The organism is Paenibacillus sp. CH40, from assembly GCF_024213605.1.
In the GTDB taxonomy this organism is placed as follows: Bacteria; Bacillota; Bacilli; order Paenibacillales; family Paenibacillaceae; genus Paenibacillus; species Paenibacillus polymyxa_B.
On the sequence record NZ_JANAVQ010000003.1, the window covers coordinates 651,342 to 673,790 of the forward strand.

Sequence of the window (22,449 nt, forward strand, 5' to 3'; positions counted from 1 at the left end):
CTATAAGATGTTTATTTTATTCTATTCTATCATACCCGTGCGCCATTCCCTTACTTCTCCAGACCCTTTTCTTTACGCAGAAAAAAACCATGCCTGCACCTACCGTTAAGCATGCAGAAAAACATGGCCTTTCCCCTTGATCCTCATAAATCATGTAACTCTCGATATAAACATCCAGCCTATCTTAAATACGTCATTGGGTTGCGTGGCGTATTATCTTTACGAATTTCAAAATGCAGATGCGTTCCTGTGGAGCGTCCTGTGTTCCCCATGACCCCGATCGACTCGCCTTGCTGAACCACCTGTCCTACATGAACGCCAATGCTGCTCAAATGCCCGTACACGGTTTGGTAGCCGTTGCGATGATCGATCATAATGACATTGCCGTATCCATTCTGCTGACCTGCAAATGTTACCACGCCTTCATCTGATGCGCGAATGTCAGCACTACCGACCAAATCGACACCCTCATGCATACGTCCCCAGCGTGCGCCAAAGCTACTTGACATCGATGCGCCGGACACCGGCCAAGCGAACTGCCCTGAGCCTTCTCCCACAACCTTCGTTCCTCTAAGAACCACCTCAGTAATAGACGGTTGCAGCACCTTTTGACCGAGCCATTCCTCTTGCACGACCTCACCGTTCTCCTTGGTCAAACGATAGTCCATCTCTTTAAGACCTGCTTGTCCCGGTCTGACCACTTTGGTGACTCCTGCCTTCAGTTCATCGCTCTGGCGAATCTCAACCTCAGGCTCGATGGCAATCTGTTCGACGACCTTCTCTACTGTTCGCACTGTAACTGGAGCCTTCGGAGCAGTGAGCTTCAATTCGTCTCCAATTTGCAAATACAGCTCACGCGAGCCGGGATTGTTCTGCTTAATCTCCCAAGCGGTCATATTAAATTTAGTTGCAATCGACGACAAAGAATCGCCTTCTTGCACTGTATATGTGATAGGAGCCTCACGCCCCTCAGTCAACACTTTGACTGCTTCTGCCTCCGTCAGCACCTTGTTCGGGTCTGCTTTCACAGGCTCGTACGCGATTTTCTCACGGATACTGGCAGACTCCAGCCATGCTTTAGGGGTTTTAGTACTAGCACTCGCATGGCTGCTGCCCACGGATGTTTTGCGAACCAGCCCCTTGATGCCTGTAGATGTACCCTCACCCACAGGTGTGTACTTCTTCTGTACTTGCTTTAAAGCCGCCTGTGCAGTCGCTTTATCCTTTACAATGCCAACCGTCTGACCGTTGACCTTCACTTCTACCCCTTTGGCATACGCTGTCAACATACCATCCAGCTTCTTCAGCGTGGCTGCGCTGTCGATATCCGCTTTATATGCCTTCTCAATATCTGTCGTTACCGCGCTCGTATTGAGCACCATATCGACGCCGGGATACTTATCCTTATACTGTTTGCTCTTCGTTGCGTACAGCTGTTTAAGTTGTTGCTCATTCAAGATATTTCCGACCTCGACGCCTTTTACATACACTTTATAATAAGGAACTGTGTTAGCTCCGACATACTGATTACTCGCAAAAATAAGACTGCCTGCAATCACCACACCGCCTGCTGTCCAGCTCAACCATTTTCTCCGACCGCTCAACCACTTTGCTATTTTCCCCGCTTTCACAGCAGACTTATCTGCAACGTCGGAAGCTGCATTCCTGCTGTCTGGTGAATCCTGCTCCTTCAAATCCAAAATGACTCTCTCCTTTTCAGCATATCTTATCTCTATATAAATGCGTTCGTTATTGGTCTTTCACACTATGGATCTAGCCTGTATTCACAAGCATCTATGATATTAGTCGCTATCTACCATTGCATAGTTGCGTAAAAGGTTTCAAAAATTTAACCTTTTCACAACACTGTTTACTTTAACATAGCCTTTACAAAGAATTCAACTACACTCCAATTCCTTCCTGGAACGCAAAAAAATCCGCGCATGGCGCGGATTCTACAGTCCTATTTTGAGCATACACATTGCCCCTGAATTCATCGTTATTTATTCAGGATTTTGCAAAATACTCATTTAAGCAAATCCATCAGCTTGTTATATTCCTCTTTGGTCAAATACTTCGCTAGCACCTGTTGAATATCCTGAAGCTCCTGCTCGGTGAGACCGCCTTCCATCGCAGCTGATATCTTCTGCATCTCCTCCGGCGGCAGCTTATTCATCAGAATCGCAAAAATCTCCTGCTTCTGTGCCGCCGGTAAATTGTTCTTCTTTTCCGTCAAATGGTCGGGCGTAATAACCAAATCATGGCCTTCAATACTTGTTTCAGGTGTAGCTGTTGTACCTTCTGCCTGCTTCCGAGACTCATTGCCTGATGTTCCCGCCGACGTGGCACCCTCCTGAGATGCCTTGCCATTGGCTGCGCCACCAGCCTCACTTCCGCTTTCTTCTAAGCCCTGTCCCATGACAGGCAACGCATCATCAGGCGGTGTTACACTTCCCGAGTTGCTCCCTGTCGTCTTGTTCTTCCCCGTGTCTGTGCTTTGGTCCGTACCCGCATTGCCCTTTAGCCAACCCAATCCCCATATGGGCTGATGATCAAGCTGAATGTTAAACTGCCCCAGCAGCGATTGAACATAAGCATTAACGACTACACCTGTCACTGCCAGCGTCAGTGCGCTAACCAACACGACTGTCATTCCTTTTTTGAGCAGCCATCCAAGCCACCTCATATCCCGTTACCTCCTTATACGCATCCTGCCATGTGTGTATCATCATGAAGTGCATATAGATCAGTATTGACGAGATATGACGATTTTTAACCCATGGAATATGTAAAACTAGCACAATTCAATAGGAGATGCCACCTTCTGATCGAATCAGCGCGTACGACGCACCCAGAAACGGAAAATGTCACTGCGGACGTAATCCAGAGAATACAGCACCTGCCTGTTCATTTCATCATAGTGAAGCTGCTTCAATAGTAATACCGTAGCCTGCGGATGCTTCAGCAGACGTGTCATATGTGCGTCGTCATAGTTGGGAACGGTGAGCTCAGAATACGCTCCGACAATTCGTACCCCCGCCTTGAACTCAAGACTCTGAAAAAGCGAGCCTGAAAAAGAGTCACCTTCCAGAATGGGTCTGGCTAATTTCTCTGGCATCCAGTTGATAGAGTGGGCTACAGCCTCTCCGTTGGCAGTGCGTGTACGCTCTAGAGCAATCATGGGCTCATTCTCGGAAAATCTCATCTGTTCGGCAATATCAGGAGGACAAACCGAGATTCTCTGAATGGATTCTAGCTGCTCGTCTTCCCGTAACCCTGCCGAACGAATCATGTCCCCGATGCTGTACAGGCGGTCCAGCGAGCTTGGAATACTCGGCAGCGGGCAAGTCGCAAACGTGCCACTCCCGTGTTTTACAAGCAGCTTACCTTCCGATTCCAGTTGGCGAATAGCTCCCCGTAGCGTCGTACGCGAGACACGAAACGATTGGGAAAGTGCAGTTTCCGACGGCAGCCGATCCCCCGGACCCATTTGATTAACCTTCATATATTCTTCTATAAGCTGCTTTATGTTCTCTTGTTTTGTTGACACCGTCCGAAGCCCAGCCTTTCTATTGTGTTAAGCCATATAAATCGGATTCGTAAAAGCAATCATCATCACGCAGTCTTCCATGCAGCCATAAAGCTCCGCTCGTATCCAGCCCTTTCCTAGCGGATCTTGCAATGACAGCGTATATACTCCTGTGTGAGCAGGGATCTGAATCTCGGAGCATATTCCGTGACTACTTGTCAGCAGAAGACGAAGATTCTGAGGCTTGAGGTTGTAATGGGCTGCTCTTGCTTCCACATCCAATTGAACCGTCACCGATAGTGAATCTTCTACAGTCAGCTCTATGCATTCGCCGATGTGATAACGATGTTCTCTGCCCTTAATCTGTGCCCACATCGTCAGTAACGGTCCCATCGTAACTGACACTGAACCGTGGCGAATCGCCTCAACTGCCCGGTCTGCTAAGCCTTCTCGCTCTTCTGCTTCATCATGAACCCCCAGATACGTAACAGCCGGAAGCGCATCATCCGGTTTAGATACATGCCAGTCCCGACCGCTTACCGCAGTGATGCGATACCCCTGATTCAACAAATCGGTCCACATGGCAAACGCCCGCTGGCTATCCCGCTTAATAGATGGCATAAGCGTTGACCAGACTTCTATATAATCCACCTCATGCCAATCCTGAATCGTGTATTCCCAAAAGCACCCCGTACAGATCGGACTTCCGATCCTGAACGGATGGGCAATCCCTGCAATGCCTCCCTGCTCATGCACCTGCCGAATCCCCTCATGGATGTCATCTGGTCCCAGCACACGCCAGTCGATAAAGCGGTCAACCCCAAGCGTCAGCATATGCCCGTAAAAGGTCGTCCACTCCATCCCTGAAATGATCGGGAGACCAAACTGCCGCTGAACCTGTTCCTGATCCGCAAGTGCCGATTGCGTGTTGTGATCCGTCATAGCGATGCACTCAAGTCCCAGATTCACTGCGCTTTGAACAAGCTCCTCCAGCGTTTGCTTTCCGTCGCTGTGAAGCGTATGGGTGTGAAGCTCAGCTGGAATCCATTTAAGCATATGCTGCTTCCTCCCCCAATACATGAATTTGGTAGGCAAGCGTCTCGGTTACAACGGCATGCAGACTGACCGTAATCCGCCACATGCCCGCCGGATTATCTCCTGCGAGGAATCCCGGCGAAGCCGCAGACGAACCGAGCCAATGCTCCTGCTGCATCTCGGGACGGTGCGCATTTCCACGGTGACGGAGAGAATCATCGACAGACAGCGTTAATAAATTTTGCAGCGGGACATACTTCTTCCATAGATCGGATGAATGCCCCGGCTCGTCGTATCCGTATTTGCTCATGCTTTCCTCAATGATTCCTCGTGCTTGCTCTTGATCCTCCAATAACTTGGGCGTGTAAGAGAAGTGAATACGGATCGTTTCAGTCGGCTGTAGAATATGAAAAGAGTACGTAATATGGCTCTGAGTGCAGGTTCTGTCAACCGTTCCTTCCACATACAGTAGTCTGCTCATGATTCCCCATCCTGGCTAGACAGTTCATCCACAACATGCTTTACCATATCATTCACAGGATGTTCTTCATCACCCGACATGTCTTTGTCTGCCGCCCATAAAACACCCATGGGTTGAAGCCGCGTCAGCTCAATTACCCGGTCTGTACGAATACCTGGAAACTGCGGGAGATTATCCTCGTTTAACGTAAAGGCACACAGTCCGGCTACTTCCATGCTGTCAGCACCGCCTTCCAGCAATACGGCTCTGATTTCAGCTATATCCTCGAGCACAGCCTCTCCAGACAGCTTGATTGTGGTAGAAAAATGTGACTCTGCTCCCTCATAAGCGGCTCTAAAATCCCCGAGTCTCAGATCATAATGGCACGATGAATACCACTGCTCCGAGCCGTGAAGACGAAGCTGGACATCGACACAGGCATCTTCCTCACGCCGATTGAAGCCCGGCTTGGACACTGGAGCCGATTCTCTGTCTGAATTTCGTAAGGGGCGTTTGGAAGTCTGGATAAACACATAGCTACGCTGGTGTGCAAGTGCAATGGAAGAGGCTTGTGACGGTATTTCCAGCTCCTGCTGACGTTCCATCTCCCACCCAGTGACCTGATAGGCAAAAGGAAAACGGCTCATGACCGCCTCACGTGGCTCTTCCTCTGGTTTCCAACGGAAAGCAGGCGGCAGCATAAAACGATAGTCCGATGTGATGTCATCCTTAAAATTTCCGTTAGTTGTTGCGGATTGGAGAACAGGATGCCCACCCAGATCATAATTGCCATTAAACGCGGTCGTAATATGATGTTCCCCCTGGAAAACAGCTTCCAGAACGTTACCTTCCGCATCCAGCTCGACGCGGTACATCCATTCGATATCGGTGGTTCTTCCCCATTTGCTCATAAGCAGCGGCGCGGGCGTTCCCTCATCTTCATGGCTGAACATCATCTGATATTCGATGACTGTCTTCTCCTCATTCCCTTCCACGGAATAGAACAAAACAAGCGGTGTATCCGTAAAGCGATTCTCATAGGGATGTGACAGATTGCGGCCATATAAAAGCGGGGTATGGCGATAAATCAGCGATCTTGGAGAGGAATCAGCCACGCAGCGCAGTTCAACCCCATCGATCCATGCTCGAGATACAAGCGGAGCTGATTCCAGTTCGCGAAATTCGGCATAGACCTCATAATCGCCTTCTTTTAGATATCCCAACAAACGGGTATACACTCCCTGACTGCTGCCATAGTACAAAATGACATCTTGATTATAGGCTTCATTCAGGTAGAGGCGTACGAAGGCAGATTCTCGATCTTTCGCAGCCCAGTCACTGTCTGATCTGGCGAACAGATCAAGCTCCGCGTATCCGTCTTCTGGCATGGAGAACCTAAACCGGAACCCGTTTCCCGGGCTGAGCTCAACCTCCGCCTTGTGTAAGGCAATCCGATAACCGCAATCCAGCAGATCCTTTTCCCACACTCGCCCACTAAACCCGGTAATTTGCACCTCTGCTTGGCTGTTCATCCCTGTAACCTCCTTAGTGTATAACGGCGGTCTAGCTGGCATCCGCATCCTTCACCATTGTCCGAATATAAAAGTAGCCCATAAAAGAACACAGTAAAAACATAAACACTGCCATTGCACTGGCCGTATGCGTCTCCTGATAGCTGGAAAACACCTGCTGCATCGCAACACCCAGCACTTGTGGCGAGTTGGCACCGATCAGGAAGGGAGCCGTAAAGCTACCCATGATTCCCATGAAAATGAAGGTCACCGCAACCCACATCGTTTTGTAGGAAAGGGGTAAAATAAAGCGACCAAACAGCTGCATCGTGCTGGCTCCGGCATCTCTGGCGCTTTCGACGACAGCGTTTGGAATACTGGCAAGCGCCGAGCTGAGCAGCATGGTTGCGAACGGAATGTTGAACCACAAATTAGCCAGTACCAGCCCTTTGTAGTCATAAATAATCCTCGGAATCGTCTCAATGCCAAGCGGCAGCAAAAGACGTGCAGCCCAACCGTGATTACCATACATGGTAATGATCGCATAAGTTGCAATTACACCGGGAACAAACATCGGAATAAAATACAACCGACCTATCCACTTCACGACAACCCCTTTACCGAATCTCAGATAAACCGCCAAAGCATAGCTGATGACCAGAGTAAGGGCCGTCGAGACTAACGTGACATTAATCGTATACATGATATTTCTACGCATGGCAGGTTCCGTGAACAGCCGAATATAGTTGGCCAGACCGTAGCCCGTTCCATATTGATCAATCAAGCTTTCCTTCACGGCATAAAGAATCGGAATAATAACGACGACCAGCAAAATGAGAAAAGACGGGATGACCAGAGCAAGCCCCAGCATCCCCCTTTTGGACAATGAACTCATGCTCAACCGCCCGCTACTTCACTTTGCCAGCGTTTGTAGATTTCCTGCTGAAGCTCTCCGCTGTTAAAGCTGCGGTATCCAGAAGATACACTGTTGAATTTCTCTTGCAGTTCCGTTGGCATCAGATTCCACTTAATCCCCGGATAGCCGTACATTTTATTAATAACCACCGTTTGCGCTTCAGGCGTCAGTATATAATTCAAGAATTCCTGGGTTGCTTCTTTTTTGGAGGAAAGTGAAGGAACCATCAGATAAGAGGGGCCACCTGTAAAAGCAGGGTCGATCTGTGTCAGCTTCACCGTGTCTGGAAGCAGCCCTTTAGCCAGTTGTTCGAGCGCCATATCAGACCAGGCTGGAACCATGTCTACCTCTCCACTTGCTAAAATATCAAGCGTACCTTGGTTCTTCTTAGGATAGACTCCTTTTTGGTACATTGAAGGGCCCAGTTCCTTGAGCAGTGAGAAACCTTGATCCCATTTTTTCATATTTGCCGGATCATCACTGTTCATCGCCTCTGGCGGAAGGAAATTATAGATAACCGTGTTCACAAATGAGCTGCCTGATCCACCTGTGGACGGATCATTATAGGCGAACTTGCCCGGATGCTGGCGAATCCACGTGTACAGCTCTTCGGCTGTTTTCGGAGGTGTCGCTACTTTTGCACTGTTATAGGCAAGGACAACCGAAGAAGCACGGTATGGAATGGCCTGATTGTTGACTTGCTTGAGATACGTTTCATCCACATTCTTCAAATTTGGAACCTTGGCAGCGTCCACCGTTTCCCACAGTTTTTCGCCTACCCCTTTGGTGATATCATCCAGACTGCCTTCGTACAGGTCGATATCTGTATCAGTTTGTCCGCTTTTCTTGGCTGCGATCAGACGGTCCAGTGTAGATGCACCTCCGGTTCCTGCTGGCAAATACACCAGTTTGACCTTAACGTGATCATTTTTAGCTTCAAAGTCCTTGATTAACGTTTCCCACAGCTCTTTAACGTTCAGAGACCCTCCAGTGTACAAGGAAATTTCCGTTGTTCCCGTAGCGGCTCCCGCTTTGGTAGACTTGGCTTCCCCTGTAGCCGTGGCGGCATTACCACCGTTTCCACAGCCAGCCAACAACGATAAACTAAGTACCCCTGCCAAAACCAGACCCATATTCTTTTTCCCAAACACGTTGTTGCCTCCTTTAGATAGTTGCACAAGTTCGCAGCATCACCAGATGATGCGTTCGTGATGGACATTGATGCGATATAGAGGTTGATCGTGAATCTTCACTGTGCTGCTGGAAAAGTAACAATTTTACTGAAGCTGAATCTGATATGCTCTCCACTGCGCAGCTCGGTCGCTCGTTCACGCGGCACAAACATTTTCAGATGATGGGTACCGCTATCCAGCGAAACTTCCGCATAATGCCCGAGAATCATCACTTGTCTGATCGTTCCGGCTAGAGAACCTTTTTCTTCCGTCGTTAGAACAATATCCTCTGGCCTTACACCAACCATGGTTTTACCCGTGTATTCATGCTCTTGTGCAAACGGTATTCCGCTCACAGAGACACTGCGACCTGTACTCACCCCCTTTAATAAATTGATCCGGCCAATAAAACCTGCTACAAAAAGTGACTGTGGCTTGTCATAGATCTCCTGCGGTGAAGAGAGCTGCTCAATTCGGCCCGCATTCATAACGACGATGCGGTCGGAAATGGACAGCGCCTCCTCCTGATCATGGGTGACGAACACCATCGTCATCCCTGTCTGGGTCTGGATATCGCGCAGCTCCTCTCTCATCTCCATACGCAATTTGGCATCAAGCGCGGAAAAGGGCTCGTCCAGCAGCAATACATCAGGCTTTAGCAGCAGAGCCCGAGCGAGTGCTACCCGCTGCTGCTGACCGCCCGAGAGCTGTCCCGGCGTTTTACGCTCTGCGCTCTCTAGCCGAACCAGCGCTAGCGCTTCCTTCACCTGACGGTCAATCTCTGTCTTCTTCACCTTTCGAATCTTCAACCCGAAAGCCAGGTTGTCATACACGGTCATATGCGGCCACAAATTATAGCTTTGGAACACCATAGCTGTCGGACGCTTTTCGGGCGGCAGCTTGAGTACGCTTTTACCCTGAATCTGAATGTCGCCACTGTCCGGGTCCAAAAAGCCGCCAATGGAGCGAAGCACGGTTGTTTTACCACAGCCGGAAGGTCCCAGCAGTGTCACCAGCTCTCCCTTCATCACGTCAAGTGAAATGCCTTTGACTCCGTCTCCTGTCTTGAAGCGCTTGGTTAACTCTTGAATGGATAATTGAATGGGCATTAGCTTAGGCTCCTTTTTCAGGATTTTACAAACTCCTCTTTTGACCAATTACGTTATTTCACCTGAAATCCGCCTGCCAGGACATCCGCACTTACAAAACGCTTGGCTGCCAATAGCAGAATGATTGTTGGCAGGGTAAGAATGACTGAGAAAACAGCACCCGTTGTGCTCGGATAATCAGCAATGATGGAATACATGATGACTGGCATTGTTTTATAGTCCGGCGTTCCGACAAGGAGTGTCCCCTGTGCTTCATCCAGTGAAGCAAGAAAGGTAAAAATGGAGGCGACCACAATGCCGGGCAGCGCCATAGGAAATGTGATTTTCCAAAACACCCGAAATGGTCCGGCTCCAGCATCCCGCGCTGACTCCTCTTGTGCACGATGTACGCTGCGGAAGGCAGAGGATGGAATCCAGGTCATATACATGAGCGTGTTTACCATATGGATAAGCACAATGCCTGCAAAGGTGTTCATCAACCCGAATTGGTAGAATAGTACGGCAATAGACACATACAAACCCATTTTCGGAAAAGCATGCGTAAGTAGGAATGAGAAAAGGAACCACTTACTGAACGGGAAAGAAATTCGTGCAAAGGCATAAGCAGCAGGAATACATACGATAATGGAGCAGACCGTAACGGTAATCGCAATCAGGAAGGATAGAGAAATCGAGCTGAGTACATCATCCTGGGTAAGTACAAACTTCCACCATTCCAGTGACAAGCTCTGCGGGAGCGGTGCAGGATACTGCCATTTTCCCGAAACCGCCAAAAGGAGAAGATTGGTCAGAGGACCTAGGAAAAAAATGACGAAAATGATAAGCACAATGAACTCCACAATTTTGCGTGTGCCGAGTGAGCGAAGATACCAGTTCATAATTCATCCCTCTCAAGACGTCTAGACGTCCGAATCTCTTTTCTATTTGGATTATAGAGAGGGTTTGTTATCACAAATCGACAAGGAAGATAAGATTATGTAAAGGGGAAGGAACCATTTAACACTTCACAGAATAAAAAAAGAGAGAGGCTGCTAACAGCCTCTCTCTTTGAACGTATATCAATAGCTATATTATTCTTGTCCTACAAATAAATCGGAAGCACCTGATTCGTTTGATCGCGATTACGCCCAACCGAGAAAATAGCGATTGGGATACCTGTCAGATCAGACACGCGTTGTACGTAATTGCGTGTAGTCTCAGGCAGTTCCTCCAGCGTTTTCACACCAGTGATGTCTTCGCTCCAACCCGGCATTTCTTCATATACCGCTTCGCATTCCGCCAGCATTTTCAGGCTAGCCGGATAATGCGTAATCACCTCGCCGCGGTACTTGTAACCTGTGCAAATTTTCACCGTTTTCAGGCCAGTCAATACGTCCAGCGAGTTCAGGGAAAGACCCGTTAACCCACTGACACGACGGGCATGACGCACAACGACGCTGTCAAACCAGCCCACACGACGAGCACGACCTGTAACCGTACCGTACTCATGACCTGTTTCACGAATGTAATCGCCGACTTCATCGTTCAGCTCAGTTGGGAAGGGTCCATCACCTACACGAGTTGTGTACGATTTAGCTACACCGATGACTTGTTGAATCTTGGATGGTCCCACACCGGAACCAATACATACGCCGCCAGCCGACGGGTTAGAGGACGTAACGTATGGATACGTACCTTGGTCGATATCGAGCATAACGCCTTGCGCACCCTCGAACAGTACCTTTTGATTTGCGTCAATCGCATCATTCAACACGACAGACGTATCGCCTACATAAGGACGGATAAATTCAGCATATTCCAGATACTGTTTCAGTATTGCTTCTACATCCAATGGCTCGCCGCCATATACTTGTTCAATCACTTGATTTTTTTCTTTCGTTTGGTGGCGCAGCTTCTTTTCGAATTCCTCTGCATCCAGCAAATCAGCAATACGAATACCGTTACGTGCAGCTTTATCCATATAAGCAGGGCCAATCCCTTTACGGGTAGTACCAATTTTGTTAGGACCTTTGCGGTCTTCTTCCAGCACATCCAGCGTCATATGGTACGGCATAATCACATGTGCACGGTCACTAATGACCAGATTTTTCGTGGAAAAGCCATTATCATGAATGTAAGTAATTTCTTCAATAAGAGCGGCTGGATTGACTACCATGCCGTTGCCAATAACACACTTTTTATCTTCATAAAAAACGCCGGATGGAATCAGGCTCAGCTTGTACTTTTTACCGTCAATGAGAATCGTATGACCAGCATTGTTTCCGCCTTGGTAACGGGCCACCACTTCAGCGCTTTCCGCCAGATAGTCCGTGATTTTACCTTTGCCTTCGTCTCCCCATTGTGTTCCCACAACGACTACAGTTGACATGTTTCATTCCTCCGTGGAGTGCCCACAGACACTCTGATTTTGAGCTGACACACTACGCATATCCGATTTCAACCGCCTGAGCGAGCAGATATGGAGCGTTCTCGGACAGCAGGAAAAAACGTCCGTCGCAGACATTCCGTAGGTTCGGAAAGCCCCGGGCGTAATGATCTCCCCACTGCGTTGAAGCAGCACTATAAGTGTAACAGCACCATTTTTTAAAGTCAAATAAAAAGCGAACATTATATTACATGAAAATAGTATTGTTCGTAATTGAGAGTTTCATTCCTTATATGAAAATACGTGAATTCTATAAAAAAAGACCCTTTCGAGATCGCGAAATCCGCGTCGAAAGAGCCTTTTCTAATGATACTAATATGTTATCCGGCGAACGCATCCGAATGGGCACGCTCGTAATTAGCGAATTTATTATAATTTTTGAGAAAGACCAACTCTACCGTACCGACCGGGCCGTTACGCTGCTTGGCAATGATAATCTCAATAATATTCTTCTTTTCTGTTTCCTGATTATAGTAATCATCCCGGTACAGAAACGCCACGATATCAGCATCCTGCTCGATAGAACCCGATTCCCGCAAGTCACTCATCATCGGCCGCTTGTCTTGACGCTGCTCCACACCCCGACTCAGCTGGGAGAGGGCAATTACAGGCACTTCAAGCTCACGAGCGATTTGTTTCAATGTCCGTGAAATTTCCGATACCTCCTGCTGCCGGTTCTCGCCTGCTTTGCCTCGTCCGTGGATCAGCTGCAAGTAGTCAATTACGATCATACCCAGTCCCTTTTCCGCCTTAAGACGACGGCATTTGGCACGGATATCAGCCACAGTGATGCCGGGTGTATCATCGATATAGATTTCTGCCTCTGACAAGGCTGCAATGCCCATCGTCAGCTTCGCCCAATCGTCGTCGCCTTTAAATTCACCTGTCCGCATGACGTTCGCGTCTAGATTGGCCTCGGCGCAAATCATCCGCTGCACGAGCTGAGCGGCCGACATCTCCAGACTGAAGATGGCTACTGTCTCTTTTGCCCGAACTGCAACGTTTTGCGCAATATTCAGAGCGAACGCTGTTTTACCTACGGATGGACGGGCGGCCACAATGATCAAGTCATTGCGCTGGAAACCCGCTGTCATCTTGTCCAAATCAACAAATCCAGACGGAATTCCGGTCGTATTGCCCTTGTTCTGATGCAGCAATTCAACGCGGTCAAACACTTCCATCACGACATCGCGGATGGCAATAAAGCCACTACCTGAGCGCCCGTTGGATATCTCCATAATCTTGCGCTCAGCATCGCTCAGCATACCAGCGACATCCTCGCCACTGCTATAGCCTTCGCTCACAATCTGTGTAGCTGCACGAATCAAGCGACGAAGCATCGCTTTTTCTTCAATGATCTGGGCATAGTAATCCACGTTAGCCGCTGTTGGCACCCCGTGAGCCAGCTTCGCCAGATAACTGACACCGCCGATATCCTCTAGCTGTCCCTTGTCCTGAATTTTCGAGGTCAGCGTAACCAAGTCAATCGGCTGTCCGGATTCACCCAGCTCAATCATTGCTTCGTAAATCATCTGATGAGCCTTATCATAAAAGTCCTCGGTCTGCACCCGCTCCATTGCGGTAATCAGTGCTTCAGACTGGAGCAAAATAGACCCGATAACCGCCTGTTCAGCCTCCAGATTTTGCGGAGGAATCCGATCAAAAAATTCGCCGCCCATAATTATTCTTCAGTCACCTGTACTTTCAGCGTAGCTTTGACCTCAGGATGAAGCTTAACGGTCATTTGAGTCACGCCCAACGTACGAATCGGTTCTTCCAGCTCAATTTTGCGTTTGTCCAGCTTGATGCCAGTTTTAGCTACTGCCTCCGCGATTTGCTTGCTTGTAATCGCGCCGAACAGCCGTCCACCTTCACCAGCCTTCGCCTTGAGCTGAACCGTTGTCTCTTCCAGCTTTTTGCCGAGTGCTTGCGCCTCTTCCTTTTCCTCTTGCTTACGCTTTTCCTCCGCAGCATTCTGATTTTCCAGCGTCTTCATATTTCCTTCTGTCGCTGGACGGGCAACACCACGCGGCAACAGGAAATTCGCTGCATAACCGTCCGAAACTTCCTTAATTTGCCCCTTCTTGCCTTGGCCCTTCATATCTTTAATGAATATCACTTTCATTCAAATAACCCCTCTTCCCCATCAATTTCGGCCAGCACGTCGACCACTCTGCGCTTAGCTTCCTCCAGCGGGCAATCCAGCTGAACCGCCGCATTCGTCAGATGTCCTCCGCCGCCTAGCCGTTCCATGACGACCTGTACGTTCATGCGTCCGAGTGAACGGGCGCTGATCCCCACCAGGCCGTCAGGACGTTCACTGACCACAAAGGAGGCCAGTACATCCGTCATATTGAGTAATGAATCCGCCACCTGAGCAATCAGGAGCTGCGGTATTTTCTGTCCGGGCTCAGTTACCGCAATTGCGATATGCCCATATATCATTTTAGCATGCTTAATAATTTCCGCCTTAGCAATATATTCATCCAGGTCCTCTTTTAACATGCGCTGGATCATAACTGTATCTGCCCCGCTACGCCGTAAAAAGCCGGCTGCCTCGAATGTACGCGAGCCTGTATGCAGGGAAAAATGCTTGGTATCCACCGTAATCCCTGCCAACAGTGATGTTGCCTCCAGCGGTGTCAGTTGGACCTTCTCATGGATATATTGCAGCAGCTCGGTCACCAGCTCACAGGCCGATGACGCATAGGGCTCCAAGTAGATCAGAACCGAATCGTTAATAAATTCCTCGCCCCGACGATGATGGTCGACAACCACCACCCGACTGGCCGTCTGCACTAGACGCGGCTCAATCGTCATGGAGGCCTTGTGCGTGTCCACCACGACCAGCAGACTGTGCTCAGTCATTAGCTGGAGCGACTGCTCTGGCGTCAGGAGCGCTTGCGATAACTTCTCATCCTTGTTTACCTGCTCCATCATTCGGTCGATAGACGGATTAGATTTATCCAGTACGATATGTGCCTCTACATTGTAAAGCGCCGCAGCCTTCCACACACCGATGGCCGCTCCCACTGCATCCATGTCCGGTATTTTGTGTCCCATGATCAGCACGCGGTCGCTCTCCTGCATCAGATCACGCAGCGCATGTGCAATGACTCGGGCACGCACTCTGGTCCGCTTCTCGACAGCATTGGACTTGCCTCCGTAAAAGGACAGGCGTTGTCCCGCCTTCACTGCAGCCTGATCGCCTCCACGCCCAAGCGCCATATCTAGACTGGATTGGGCCAGCTCCCCTAGCTCCTTGATGCTCTCTGCACCGAAGGATAAGCCAATACTCAGTGTCATCGGTACTTTCAAATCCGCTGTCATTTCCCTTACGGTATCCAGAATGACGAATCGACTTTGCTCCAGCTCCTGAAGCGCTTTATGATTTAGCATAATGAGATAACGCTCAGAAGATAATCGACGCAAATAAATATTGTACTGATTAGCCCAGGATGTAATCTCGCTTGACACCTTCGCAATAAGCGCGGTACGCTGCTGATCGTCCATCCCCTGAGCAGCCTCGTCCATATTATCGAGCATGACGATACCGAGCGCCAATCGCTCGTTTTCATACTGCTTGCGTAGCACCGCCAACTCCGTGACTTCATACAAATATATCAGACGCTCATCGGGCACGATCAGAAACTGATAATGACGCTCATCATGCTGTAGCTCCACCTTCAGCTCACGAGCAGGCTCCTTTGTTTCCTTCTTGGTGCTTAGAGCACCTGCGAGTTGAGGAAACAAATCTTGAAGAGATTCACCAATCAGTGATTGCTCCTCGAACATCTCCCCGGCAAACCGATTGTGCCATTCTACCGTTCGATTTTCACTGTATAAAATGATGCCGAACGGCAATGCACTAATCGCTTCCCCTTCCACCCGCTTGATCCGGAAGGAAAGACCGCTGATATATTGATTCAGTTCCCGACGAAAATCCAATTCCGTCTTCAGCATCAGCCCGCCGAGCAAGAATGACAGCAGCAGTCCTATCACACCCAGTTCCCAGTTGTACATGGAAATACATATGACAAGCACCAGCAGCAGTAAAAACGCCCAGACCGTCTGATAGCCGTGCCAGCGTTTTTGTAGAAATTTAGGCATGACTGTTCACCCTATTTCTTTGATCTTGTAATAGCTTCACGCAGCGGAAAGGCCAAATCAATAATACCTATAATGCGGAGCGGCTGGAACACCAGAACGACGAGCGACAGCAGCAACGCAATCACCGGGCTCATTTTACGGCTATGCGTCCAGAAGTATACAAAACCAATCGTCTGGATAATAAAACATGCATGGATCAGCGGCAGCATACTAATGGAAACCATTTGAATCCAGCTGCTATCAGAAGACCCTGCTATCCATTCAATTACAATTGCCAGCAGATAATACCAGATCAGCGCGCGCGGTAGCCTCCACTCGCGGGCAGGCTTCATTTTGCGTACCGGTACGTCGAGACTGCTCAATGCCGGACGTGCCAAAGCATGCGTAATCACCGCCAATATGAACGAGGTCACGATCAGCACATACGGAATTTTTCCAATCAGCATTGTGCCGAGTTTCTGCGTATCCTCTGCCGTCCAATTCATGTTTGAAAACATCGGATTAGCACTCAAAACCTGCTGTACAATACTTGCCGATATCGCAGCCTGATCACGAAGGTACTGCGAAAGATCAAATCCAAAGGAATACGTAGCGATAAACAGAACAACCAACAACTCGGCTAAAATAACGCCCATCCCGGTCATCAACGCTTGAAAAGCAGGTCCTCCCTTTTTATAAATCCGTCCCATCATTATTGAAGGAATCAGAAAATAAATCGCAGGGAGCAGCGAATACACATCGAGTAGCGCTATAATTAACAGCACCGGTATGACGTGGACCAGAAATCCTTTGAAAGGCAGCGATGAAAACAATACAGCGCCAGGCACAATCAGCAAAAATACGGTAATGATTCTTAATGGTGTCAATAGAGTCAGCAGCAGAAGCAAATAAATGACGCTCCATGCTACAGTTGCCAAGCGGAATTTCAACGTTTTCACCTCTTACGCATATGTTCTTCCAGTGCGGAAATGTCCTGATACCAATCCTCCAGCTGGTGTCCTTCTTTTCTGTGCTTTCTTAGCTTGTCGATGAGTAGATCATCCAATTCACGGTAAGACACTCCAAGGCGCCTCCCCAAAATATAACTGCTCATCACCAAACTCGCCAAACAATCACCGATGCGGGCTGTACTGCCTTCCCACATCGCCTTAAACAGACGGGAGACTTGGTCAAGCACCTCTGTTTTAAGCCATTCAATAACCTTGGCTCGTTTAACTACATCCATTTCTTTAGGCATATGATGAAGAGTCACACCCCTCTGAAAAAGCTTTATTCTCCATTATAGCATATCCTATTCTGAAAATAACTGTTACCCCATAGGGTAAATCGTTATTTTCGGACCAGCTTTGCTGCTTATTTTAGCTTGAAGTATTAAGCGATTCCCTGGACACAAATTTTTCACAATACTCAATAATCTGGCTGCGACGTACAATGCCAATAAACCGTTCCATATCATCTACAACGGGCACAAAGTTCTGTACCTTCGCCAAATTAATTAAATCCTCCATGTTCGCGTCAATGGATACGGGCTTCATCGTAACCCGCAGCGGAACGTCCTTAAGCATGAACTTAGAAGCGTTTTCAAAGGTGATTTTCCCCTCGGACTCTTTCATATGCCACAACAGATCACCTTCTGTAACCGTACCTGTATATCTACCTTCCTTATCCAAAATAGGAACCGCTGTAAAACGGTGATACTCCATCCGTTCCAACGTTTGCCGTAAAGTAGCATCCGCCGTTACACAAGCAACTTCCTGTTTGGGAAGCAAGAAAAAAGCGATATTCATGAGAAACGAATCCCCCTCAAAATCAAATATAAATCCATTGATTATTCACTGAATGTCCTGCTTGTCGGGAAGCCTCAGCGTCTGCGGGGTTGTATCGGAATCTAGCCAGTTGGCAATCATGAGTCTGGCATATTCAAGTTCCTGTTCATTAGCCCGGTCATAATACAGGCCCTTCTTCTTGAACCCTTCCCCCGTAATCGTAAAACTTGAAATTTGTGGATTCCCCTGCGAAATAGCTTGCTTGCCAAGCCCAGTAATAAAAGTAGGTTCCATATCGGTTTTAAAATTGGCTCCCATAATATCGAGCAGCTCCGGGATCTTGGTAATTCCGTTGATATTCAGCAGCTTATCCGCCATAGCGTTCAAAAATATTTGCTGCCGTTTTGTACGGTTGAAGTCACTATCTTCCCGATATCTAACATAATACATGGCTTCCTCACCATTATAAAGCGGCTTGCCTGCCTCAATACGGAACTTGATATGCAGAGGGTTTTTATTCTCAATGGGCTTGTCGATTGGAAGCACAACTCCACCTACTGCATTAACCGCCTCCTGAATACCCTGGAAATTAATCGTAGCATAATAATCGGCCTTATGCTCCATCAACTTCTCTACTGTAGCCATGGACATATCTTCGCCTCCGAACGCATAAGCATGCCCCAACTTATCAAAATCATCCTCGCCATCGCGATTCGGATCATGTCCGGCAATCTGTACGTACGTATCCCTTGGAATGGAAACTAAAAGCACACGCGATTCCGCGGGCCGTACTACTGCATACATAATCGTATCCGAACGACCACGCGCCTTTTCATTTGGCCTTTGATCTGTACCCAGTAACAGCGCCGAAAAGGGTTCCTTACGGTAAGCTACTGTCTCTTGCTGCTGCTGTTCCCCGGATTGTCGCGGCTGATAGGATTTCTCCAGCTTGCTTTCCAACGTCGGTGATACAAACCAATCAAAAGCCACCAGTGTCAGCTGTTTGCGGAACAGGTAGCCTCCCACTGCAATCAAAAATAAAACAATACATGAAATATATAGAGCGGTAAACCTCTTTTTCTTTTTGGGCTTTCCACTGGTCCTTCTCTTATGTCTTCTCTCCATAACAGGTACCTTCCTTCTTTCCGTCACAAATCCCATCTCTTCATTAAACCAAATTGGTCCCACATGAAGCTGAAACTTCCCCTCAAAGCATAAAAGGTCTACTACCTTGTTGTCAAAAGTGTCATGGCGTGGTCAGCTCCTCGAATTCATACCAAAAAAGGCTTCGACCTCACGGTCAAAGCCCCAATTCATGTTTATATTCGTATCCTATGTAGCTTTCAAAATCATTTTTTGCCTTAATGTGGAGCCAGTTTCACCAAATTTTGCAGTCTCACCGGGAAAGAAGTCGACAGGGAAAAACCATAATCGAATAACTTCCGTGTCTGCTCAAAACGCTCTTCCTTGCTCGGTGCACCCAGCACCACAGCAACTAGCCGTCTTCCATGCTGCTCAGCTGTGCCCGTGAAGCAGTATCCAGCATCGCTTGTGTACCCTGCTTTCAGTCCGTCCGTTCCTGCGTAAGAGTACGGTCCAGCCAAGGAAGGCAGCATCCAGTTCGTATTACTAATGTAGATGCCTTTATCCTTCAACTCCATTTGCGTACGACTGGACGTTCTCAAAATCTCCGGGTGTGACGTAATCAAATAGGAGGCCAACTTTGCCGTGTCGCTTGCTGTCATTTTCGTTTCTCCCTGAATATCCTCAGGGTGATTCGGCCCCAGTTCACTCTGACCTGCCCCAGACGCATTGCTAAAGCGACTATCGGATGACAACCCGATTTGGGCAGCTTTCCCATTCATACGCTTCACAAAAGCTGATTCGTTCCCTGCTGAACGCTCCGCTAACGCGACAGCGGCATCATTCGCTGAATACACAACCATACTCTGGAACAATTCGGATACGGTCATCCTTTCACCATACCGGAGGGAGAGATTTACACCGCCCACTGTACTGGCGTAACGGCTAATTCGCACTTCATCATTCCAGCCTAACCGTCCGGCCCGAATATCCTCCAGCACCAATAGCTCAGTCATGAGCTTGGACATATTTGCGGAAGGCATAGGCGTATCACCATTCACATCCATCAGCAATTCCCCAGTATGCATGTCCATCAGCACCGCAGCCTCTGCATCCACATTCGGCTTTCCGATCAACAGGCGGGGCCCAAGCGTAATAAAAATCAATATAATAAGTACCGGGACGACAATAGCCCAACGTAACCAATGTTTTTTCATCATCGTATATAACCTCCATACTTTATTAGACGATGAAAAATCCATTTTGTCTGCAATTTTTCGAAAAAAAGATACAATTTTTTTACCTTTTTTATTCCACGCCAAAATATCCGTCAATTCTGCTTTCAGGATGACGGATATTTTGCTTCCTAATTATTATATTTTAGGCAAAGTGACAGGCTACAAAATGCTGATCGCCCGCATCGCGGTATACCGGAGTCTCTGTTTTACAACGTGCTTCTGCCATAGGACAACGTGTATGAAACTTGCATCCTGAAGGCGGATTGGCCGGAGATGGGATGTCTCCTTTCAACACAATCCGTTGTCTCTTGATCGTGGGATCGGGAATCGGTACAGCCGATAGCAGCGCCTTCGTGTACGGATGAAGCGGATTACTGAACAGTTCCTCCTTGGAGGAAAGCTCTACCATTGAACCCAGATACATCACACCAATCCGGCTACACAGATGCTCGACTACACTTAGATCATGCGAGATGAACAGATAGGTCAATTGGCGTTCCTGCTGCAAATCACTTAACAAGTTAATGATCTGGGCCTGAATAGACACATCCAGAGCAGATACCGGCTCGTCAGCCACAATAAAATCAGGATTCAAAATCAAAGCCCGTGCAATCCCGATCCGCTGGCGCTGACCGCCAGAGAACTCATGCGGATACCGATCATAATGATACGAGGACAGCCCGCAAATGTTCAGCGTTTCATTGACCTTCTTCCGCAGCTCACTACGATCAATCAACCCGTGATCCAGCAACGCCTCTCCAATGGCTTCACCGACCTTAATTCTCGGATTCAGTGAGCTAAAAGGGTCCTGAAAGACGATTTGCAACTTCGGACGAAGCGCACGGATCTGCTCTTTGTTTAACGCGTGCAAGTCTTCGCCTTTATATCGTACCGATCCCTCTGTCTTATCCATCAATCTGAGAATCGTACGTCCAATCGTACTTTTGCCGCAACCCGATTCTCCTACCAGACCGAAGGATTCACCCTTATGAATGTTAAAGGATACGTCATCGACTGCTTTCACATGTCCGACAGTACGCTGAAAAATTCCGCCTGTGATCGGGAAATACTTTTTCAGCCCTTCCACTTGAATCAAAGGCTCGTTCATATCCGTTGCCCTCCTTCTTTCTCATATAGCCAGCAGGCAACCTTATGACCATTCTCCTTTTCATTCAAGGGAGGAGCCTGATCCTTGCAAATTTGCATACAATGGGCGCACCGATCATGAAAATGACAATTTTCTCCCAGCTCAATTGGGTTTGGAACCTGTCCTGGGATGGAATAGAGTCGGTCCATTTTCTGATTAATGACTGGCTTCGCCTTTAATAAGCCTTGAGTATATGGATGTTGCGGATTTTTAAACAGCTCAATGACAGGCGCCTCTTCAATGACGTTTCCAGCATACATAACAACTACATAATCAGCCATTTCTGCCACGACGCCCAAGTCGTGCGTGATGAGCATAATGGACGTTTTAAGCTTATCCTTCAAATCCCGCATTAAATCCAGAATCTGTGCCTGAATCGTAACATCCAGTGCCGTTGTTGGTTCATCCGCAATCAATAGCTTCGGATTACAGCTTAATGCGATGGCAATCATGATCCGCTGGCGCATACCGCCACTCAATTCATGAGGATAGGAATGAAATATTTCCTCTGAACGTGAAATCCCCACCAAATTAATCAGCTCAATTGCCCGAGCATGTGCTTCTTTTTTACTCATTAATGTGTGCATCAGCAATGGCTCCGTGATCTGTTCCCCAATCGTAAGCACGGGATTCAGAGAAGACATGGGCTCTTGAAAAATAATCGAGATGTCATTGCCGCGAATCTGCTGCATTTGACCTTTATTGAGTTTTAGGAGGTCCTTGCCCTCAAACCAGATTTGTCCGTCTGAGGTGTGGGGAGAATCAATCAACCGCATCATCGTCATCGCTGTTACACTCTTACCGCAGCCTGATTCTCCTACCACACAGAGCGTTTCACCCTCACGAATTTTAAAACTGACGTCATTGACCGCTTTGACAGTTCCGTTAGAGGTATGAAAGTGGGTTTTCAGGTTACGAAATTCAATCAAAGCATTTTCCATAAACGTT

At 48.2% G+C, this 22,449-nt stretch carries 21 protein-coding genes; all 21 read right to left on the minus strand.

Annotated features, from left to right (window positions below):
* Positions 1-179: 179 nt before the first annotated feature.
* The 21 genes from NLX73_RS12925 to NLX73_RS13025 all read right to left on the minus strand — a co-directional run bounded on the left by NLX73_RS12925 (position 180) and on the right by NLX73_RS13025 (position 22,442).
* Positions 180-1,700 carry a M23 family metallopeptidase gene (locus NLX73_RS12925; RefSeq protein WP_254326368.1) on the minus strand — a complete coding sequence of 507 codons (1,521 nt, stop codon included), beginning with the start codon at positions 1,698-1,700 and terminating at the stop codon, positions 180-182.
* A 326-nt stretch (positions 1,701-2,026) separates the two neighbouring features.
* Positions 2,027-2,686, minus strand: a complete 660-nt coding sequence (locus NLX73_RS12930; RefSeq protein WP_254326369.1) for a hypothetical protein — start codon at positions 2,684-2,686, stop codon at positions 2,027-2,029.
* Between the two features lie 147 nt (positions 2,687-2,833).
* Positions 2,834-3,550 carry a GntR family transcriptional regulator gene (locus tag NLX73_RS25140; protein WP_367997101.1) on the minus strand — a complete coding sequence of 239 codons (717 nt, stop codon included), beginning with the start codon at positions 3,548-3,550 and terminating at the stop codon, positions 2,834-2,836.
* 27 nt (positions 3,551-3,577) lie between these two features.
* The gene (locus tag NLX73_RS12940) at positions 3,578-4,585 is read right to left on the minus strand and encodes a CehA/McbA family metallohydrolase (protein ID WP_254326371.1); all 1,008 of its coding nucleotides are present in this window, start codon (positions 4,583-4,585) and stop codon (positions 3,578-3,580) included.
* Positions 4,578-5,045, minus strand: a complete 468-nt coding sequence (locus NLX73_RS12945; RefSeq protein ID WP_254326372.1) for a hypothetical protein — start codon at positions 5,043-5,045, stop codon at positions 4,578-4,580. The genes NLX73_RS12940 and NLX73_RS12945 overlap by 8 nt, the downstream gene beginning before the upstream one ends.
* On the minus strand, positions 5,042-6,556 hold the full coding sequence (locus NLX73_RS12950; protein WP_254326373.1) for a hypothetical protein: 1,515 nt from the start codon (positions 6,554-6,556) through the stop codon (positions 5,042-5,044). Before NLX73_RS12950 ends, NLX73_RS12945 begins: the two co-directional genes overlap by 4 nt.
* Positions 6,557-6,587: 31 nt before the next feature.
* Positions 6,588-7,430, minus strand: coding sequence for an ABC transporter permease (locus tag NLX73_RS12955; protein WP_023991131.1), 843 nt, complete (start codon positions 7,428-7,430; stop codon positions 6,588-6,590).
* Between the two features lie 2 nt (positions 7,431-7,432).
* Complete coding sequence (locus tag NLX73_RS12960) at positions 7,433-8,602, minus strand: extracellular solute-binding protein (RefSeq protein ID WP_254326374.1); 1,170 nt, start codon at positions 8,600-8,602, stop codon at positions 7,433-7,435.
* A 98-nt stretch (positions 8,603-8,700) separates the two neighbouring features.
* Positions 8,701-9,732 carry an ABC transporter ATP-binding protein gene (locus NLX73_RS12965; protein WP_254326375.1) on the minus strand — a complete coding sequence of 344 codons (1,032 nt, stop codon included), beginning with the start codon at positions 9,730-9,732 and terminating at the stop codon, positions 8,701-8,703.
* 53 nt (positions 9,733-9,785) lie between these two features.
* Complete coding sequence (locus tag NLX73_RS12970) at positions 9,786-10,610, minus strand: ABC transporter permease (protein WP_039272106.1); 825 nt, start codon at positions 10,608-10,610, stop codon at positions 9,786-9,788.
* A 203-nt stretch (positions 10,611-10,813) separates the two neighbouring features.
* On the minus strand, positions 10,814-12,100 hold the full coding sequence (locus NLX73_RS12975; protein WP_029518946.1) for an adenylosuccinate synthase: 1,287 nt from the start codon (positions 12,098-12,100) through the stop codon (positions 10,814-10,816).
* A 377-nt stretch (positions 12,101-12,477) separates the two neighbouring features.
* Positions 12,478-13,836 (minus strand): replicative DNA helicase, encoded by a 1,359-nt coding sequence (gene dnaB / locus NLX73_RS12980; protein ID WP_013373892.1) that lies wholly within the window; start codon positions 13,834-13,836, stop codon positions 12,478-12,480.
* 2 nt (positions 13,837-13,838) lie between these two features.
* A complete protein-coding gene (gene rplI / locus NLX73_RS12985; protein ID WP_013312788.1) occupies positions 13,839-14,282 on the minus strand; it encodes a 50S ribosomal protein L9 in 444 nt (147 codons plus the stop codon).
* Entirely contained in the window at positions 14,279-16,267 is a 1,989-nt protein-coding gene (locus NLX73_RS12990) for a DHH family phosphoesterase (protein WP_039272108.1), read from the minus strand. Before NLX73_RS12990 ends, rplI begins: the two co-directional genes overlap by 4 nt.
* 11 nt (positions 16,268-16,278) lie before the next feature.
* Positions 16,279-17,196, minus strand: coding sequence for a DUF2232 domain-containing protein (locus NLX73_RS12995; RefSeq protein ID WP_165178320.1), 918 nt, complete (start codon positions 17,194-17,196; stop codon positions 16,279-16,281).
* A gap of 5 nt (positions 17,197-17,201) precedes the next feature.
* Entirely contained in the window at positions 17,202-17,504 is a 303-nt protein-coding gene (locus tag NLX73_RS13000) for a MazG-like family protein (protein WP_013312791.1), read from the minus strand.
* Between the two features lie 121 nt (positions 17,505-17,625).
* Positions 17,626-18,054 (minus strand): CBS domain-containing protein, encoded by a 429-nt coding sequence (locus NLX73_RS13005; protein WP_013312792.1) that lies wholly within the window; start codon positions 18,052-18,054, stop codon positions 17,626-17,628.
* 45 nt (positions 18,055-18,099) lie between these two features.
* Positions 18,100-19,158: an LCP family protein gene (locus NLX73_RS13010; RefSeq protein WP_254326376.1), complete on the minus strand. Its 1,059-nt coding sequence runs from the start codon at positions 19,156-19,158 to the stop codon at positions 18,100-18,102.
* A gap of 236 nt (positions 19,159-19,394) precedes the next feature.
* Positions 19,395-20,336 (minus strand): D-alanyl-D-alanine carboxypeptidase family protein, encoded by a 942-nt coding sequence (locus NLX73_RS13015; RefSeq protein WP_061830438.1) that lies wholly within the window; start codon positions 20,334-20,336, stop codon positions 19,395-19,397.
* Between the two features lie 160 nt (positions 20,337-20,496).
* Positions 20,497-21,462 carry an ABC transporter ATP-binding protein gene (locus NLX73_RS13020; RefSeq protein WP_250259981.1) on the minus strand — a complete coding sequence of 322 codons (966 nt, stop codon included), beginning with the start codon at positions 21,460-21,462 and terminating at the stop codon, positions 20,497-20,499.
* The gene (locus NLX73_RS13025; protein WP_149034876.1) at positions 21,459-22,442 is read right to left on the minus strand and encodes an ABC transporter ATP-binding protein; all 984 of its coding nucleotides are present in this window, start codon (positions 22,440-22,442) and stop codon (positions 21,459-21,461) included. The genes NLX73_RS13020 and NLX73_RS13025 overlap by 4 nt, the downstream gene beginning before the upstream one ends.
* Positions 22,443-22,449 lie beyond the last annotated feature (7 nt).

What these genes read in the sequence shown, in the direction of transcription:
- rplI (WP_013312788.1), bottom strand. Translation starts at nt 14,282, where the DNA reads ATGAAAGTGATATTCATTAAAGATATGAAGGGCCAAGGCAAGAAGGGG.
- NLX73_RS12955 (WP_023991131.1), bottom strand. Translation starts at nt 7,430, where the DNA reads ATGAGTTCATTGTCCAAAAGGGGGATGCTGGGGCTTGCTCTGGTCATC.
- NLX73_RS13010 (WP_254326376.1), bottom strand. Translation starts at nt 19,158, where the DNA reads ATGGAGAGAAGACATAAGAGAAGGACCAGTGGAAAGCCCAAAAAGAAA.
- NLX73_RS12990 (WP_039272108.1), bottom strand. Translation starts at nt 16,267, where the DNA reads ATGCCTAAATTTCTACAAAAACGCTGGCACGGCTATCAGACGGTCTGG.
- NLX73_RS13000 (WP_013312791.1), bottom strand. Translation starts at nt 17,504, where the DNA reads ATGCCTAAAGAAATGGATGTAGTTAAACGAGCCAAGGTTATTGAATGG.
- NLX73_RS12950 (WP_254326373.1), bottom strand. Translation starts at nt 6,556, where the DNA reads ATGAACAGCCAAGCAGAGGTGCAAATTACCGGGTTTAGTGGGCGAGTG.
- NLX73_RS12930 (WP_254326369.1), bottom strand. Translation starts at nt 2,686, where the DNA reads ATGAGGTGGCTTGGATGGCTGCTCAAAAAAGGAATGACAGTCGTGTTG.
- NLX73_RS12970 (WP_039272106.1), bottom strand. Translation starts at nt 10,610, where the DNA reads ATGAACTGGTATCTTCGCTCACTCGGCACACGCAAAATTGTGGAGTTC.
- NLX73_RS12975 (WP_029518946.1), bottom strand. Translation starts at nt 12,100, where the DNA reads ATGTCAACTGTAGTCGTTGTGGGAACACAATGGGGAGACGAAGGCAAA.
- NLX73_RS12940 (WP_254326371.1), bottom strand. Translation starts at nt 4,585, where the DNA reads ATGCTTAAATGGATTCCAGCTGAGCTTCACACCCATACGCTTCACAGC.
- NLX73_RS13025 (WP_149034876.1), bottom strand. Translation starts at nt 22,442, where the DNA reads ATGGAAAATGCTTTGATTGAATTTCGTAACCTGAAAACCCACTTTCAT.
- NLX73_RS13005 (WP_013312792.1), bottom strand. Translation starts at nt 18,054, where the DNA reads ATGAATATCGCTTTTTTCTTGCTTCCCAAACAGGAAGTTGCTTGTGTA.
- NLX73_RS12945 (WP_254326372.1), bottom strand. Translation starts at nt 5,045, where the DNA reads ATGAGCAGACTACTGTATGTGGAAGGAACGGTTGACAGAACCTGCACT.
- dnaB (WP_013373892.1), bottom strand. Translation starts at nt 13,836, where the DNA reads ATGGGCGGCGAATTTTTTGATCGGATTCCTCCGCAAAATCTGGAGGCT.
- NLX73_RS13015 (WP_061830438.1), bottom strand. Translation starts at nt 20,336, where the DNA reads ATGATGAAAAAACATTGGTTACGTTGGGCTATTGTCGTCCCGGTACTT.
- NLX73_RS13020 (WP_250259981.1), bottom strand. Translation starts at nt 21,462, where the DNA reads ATGAACGAGCCTTTGATTCAAGTGGAAGGGCTGAAAAAGTATTTCCCG.
- NLX73_RS12965 (WP_254326375.1), bottom strand. Translation starts at nt 9,732, where the DNA reads ATGCCCATTCAATTATCCATTCAAGAGTTAACCAAGCGCTTCAAGACA.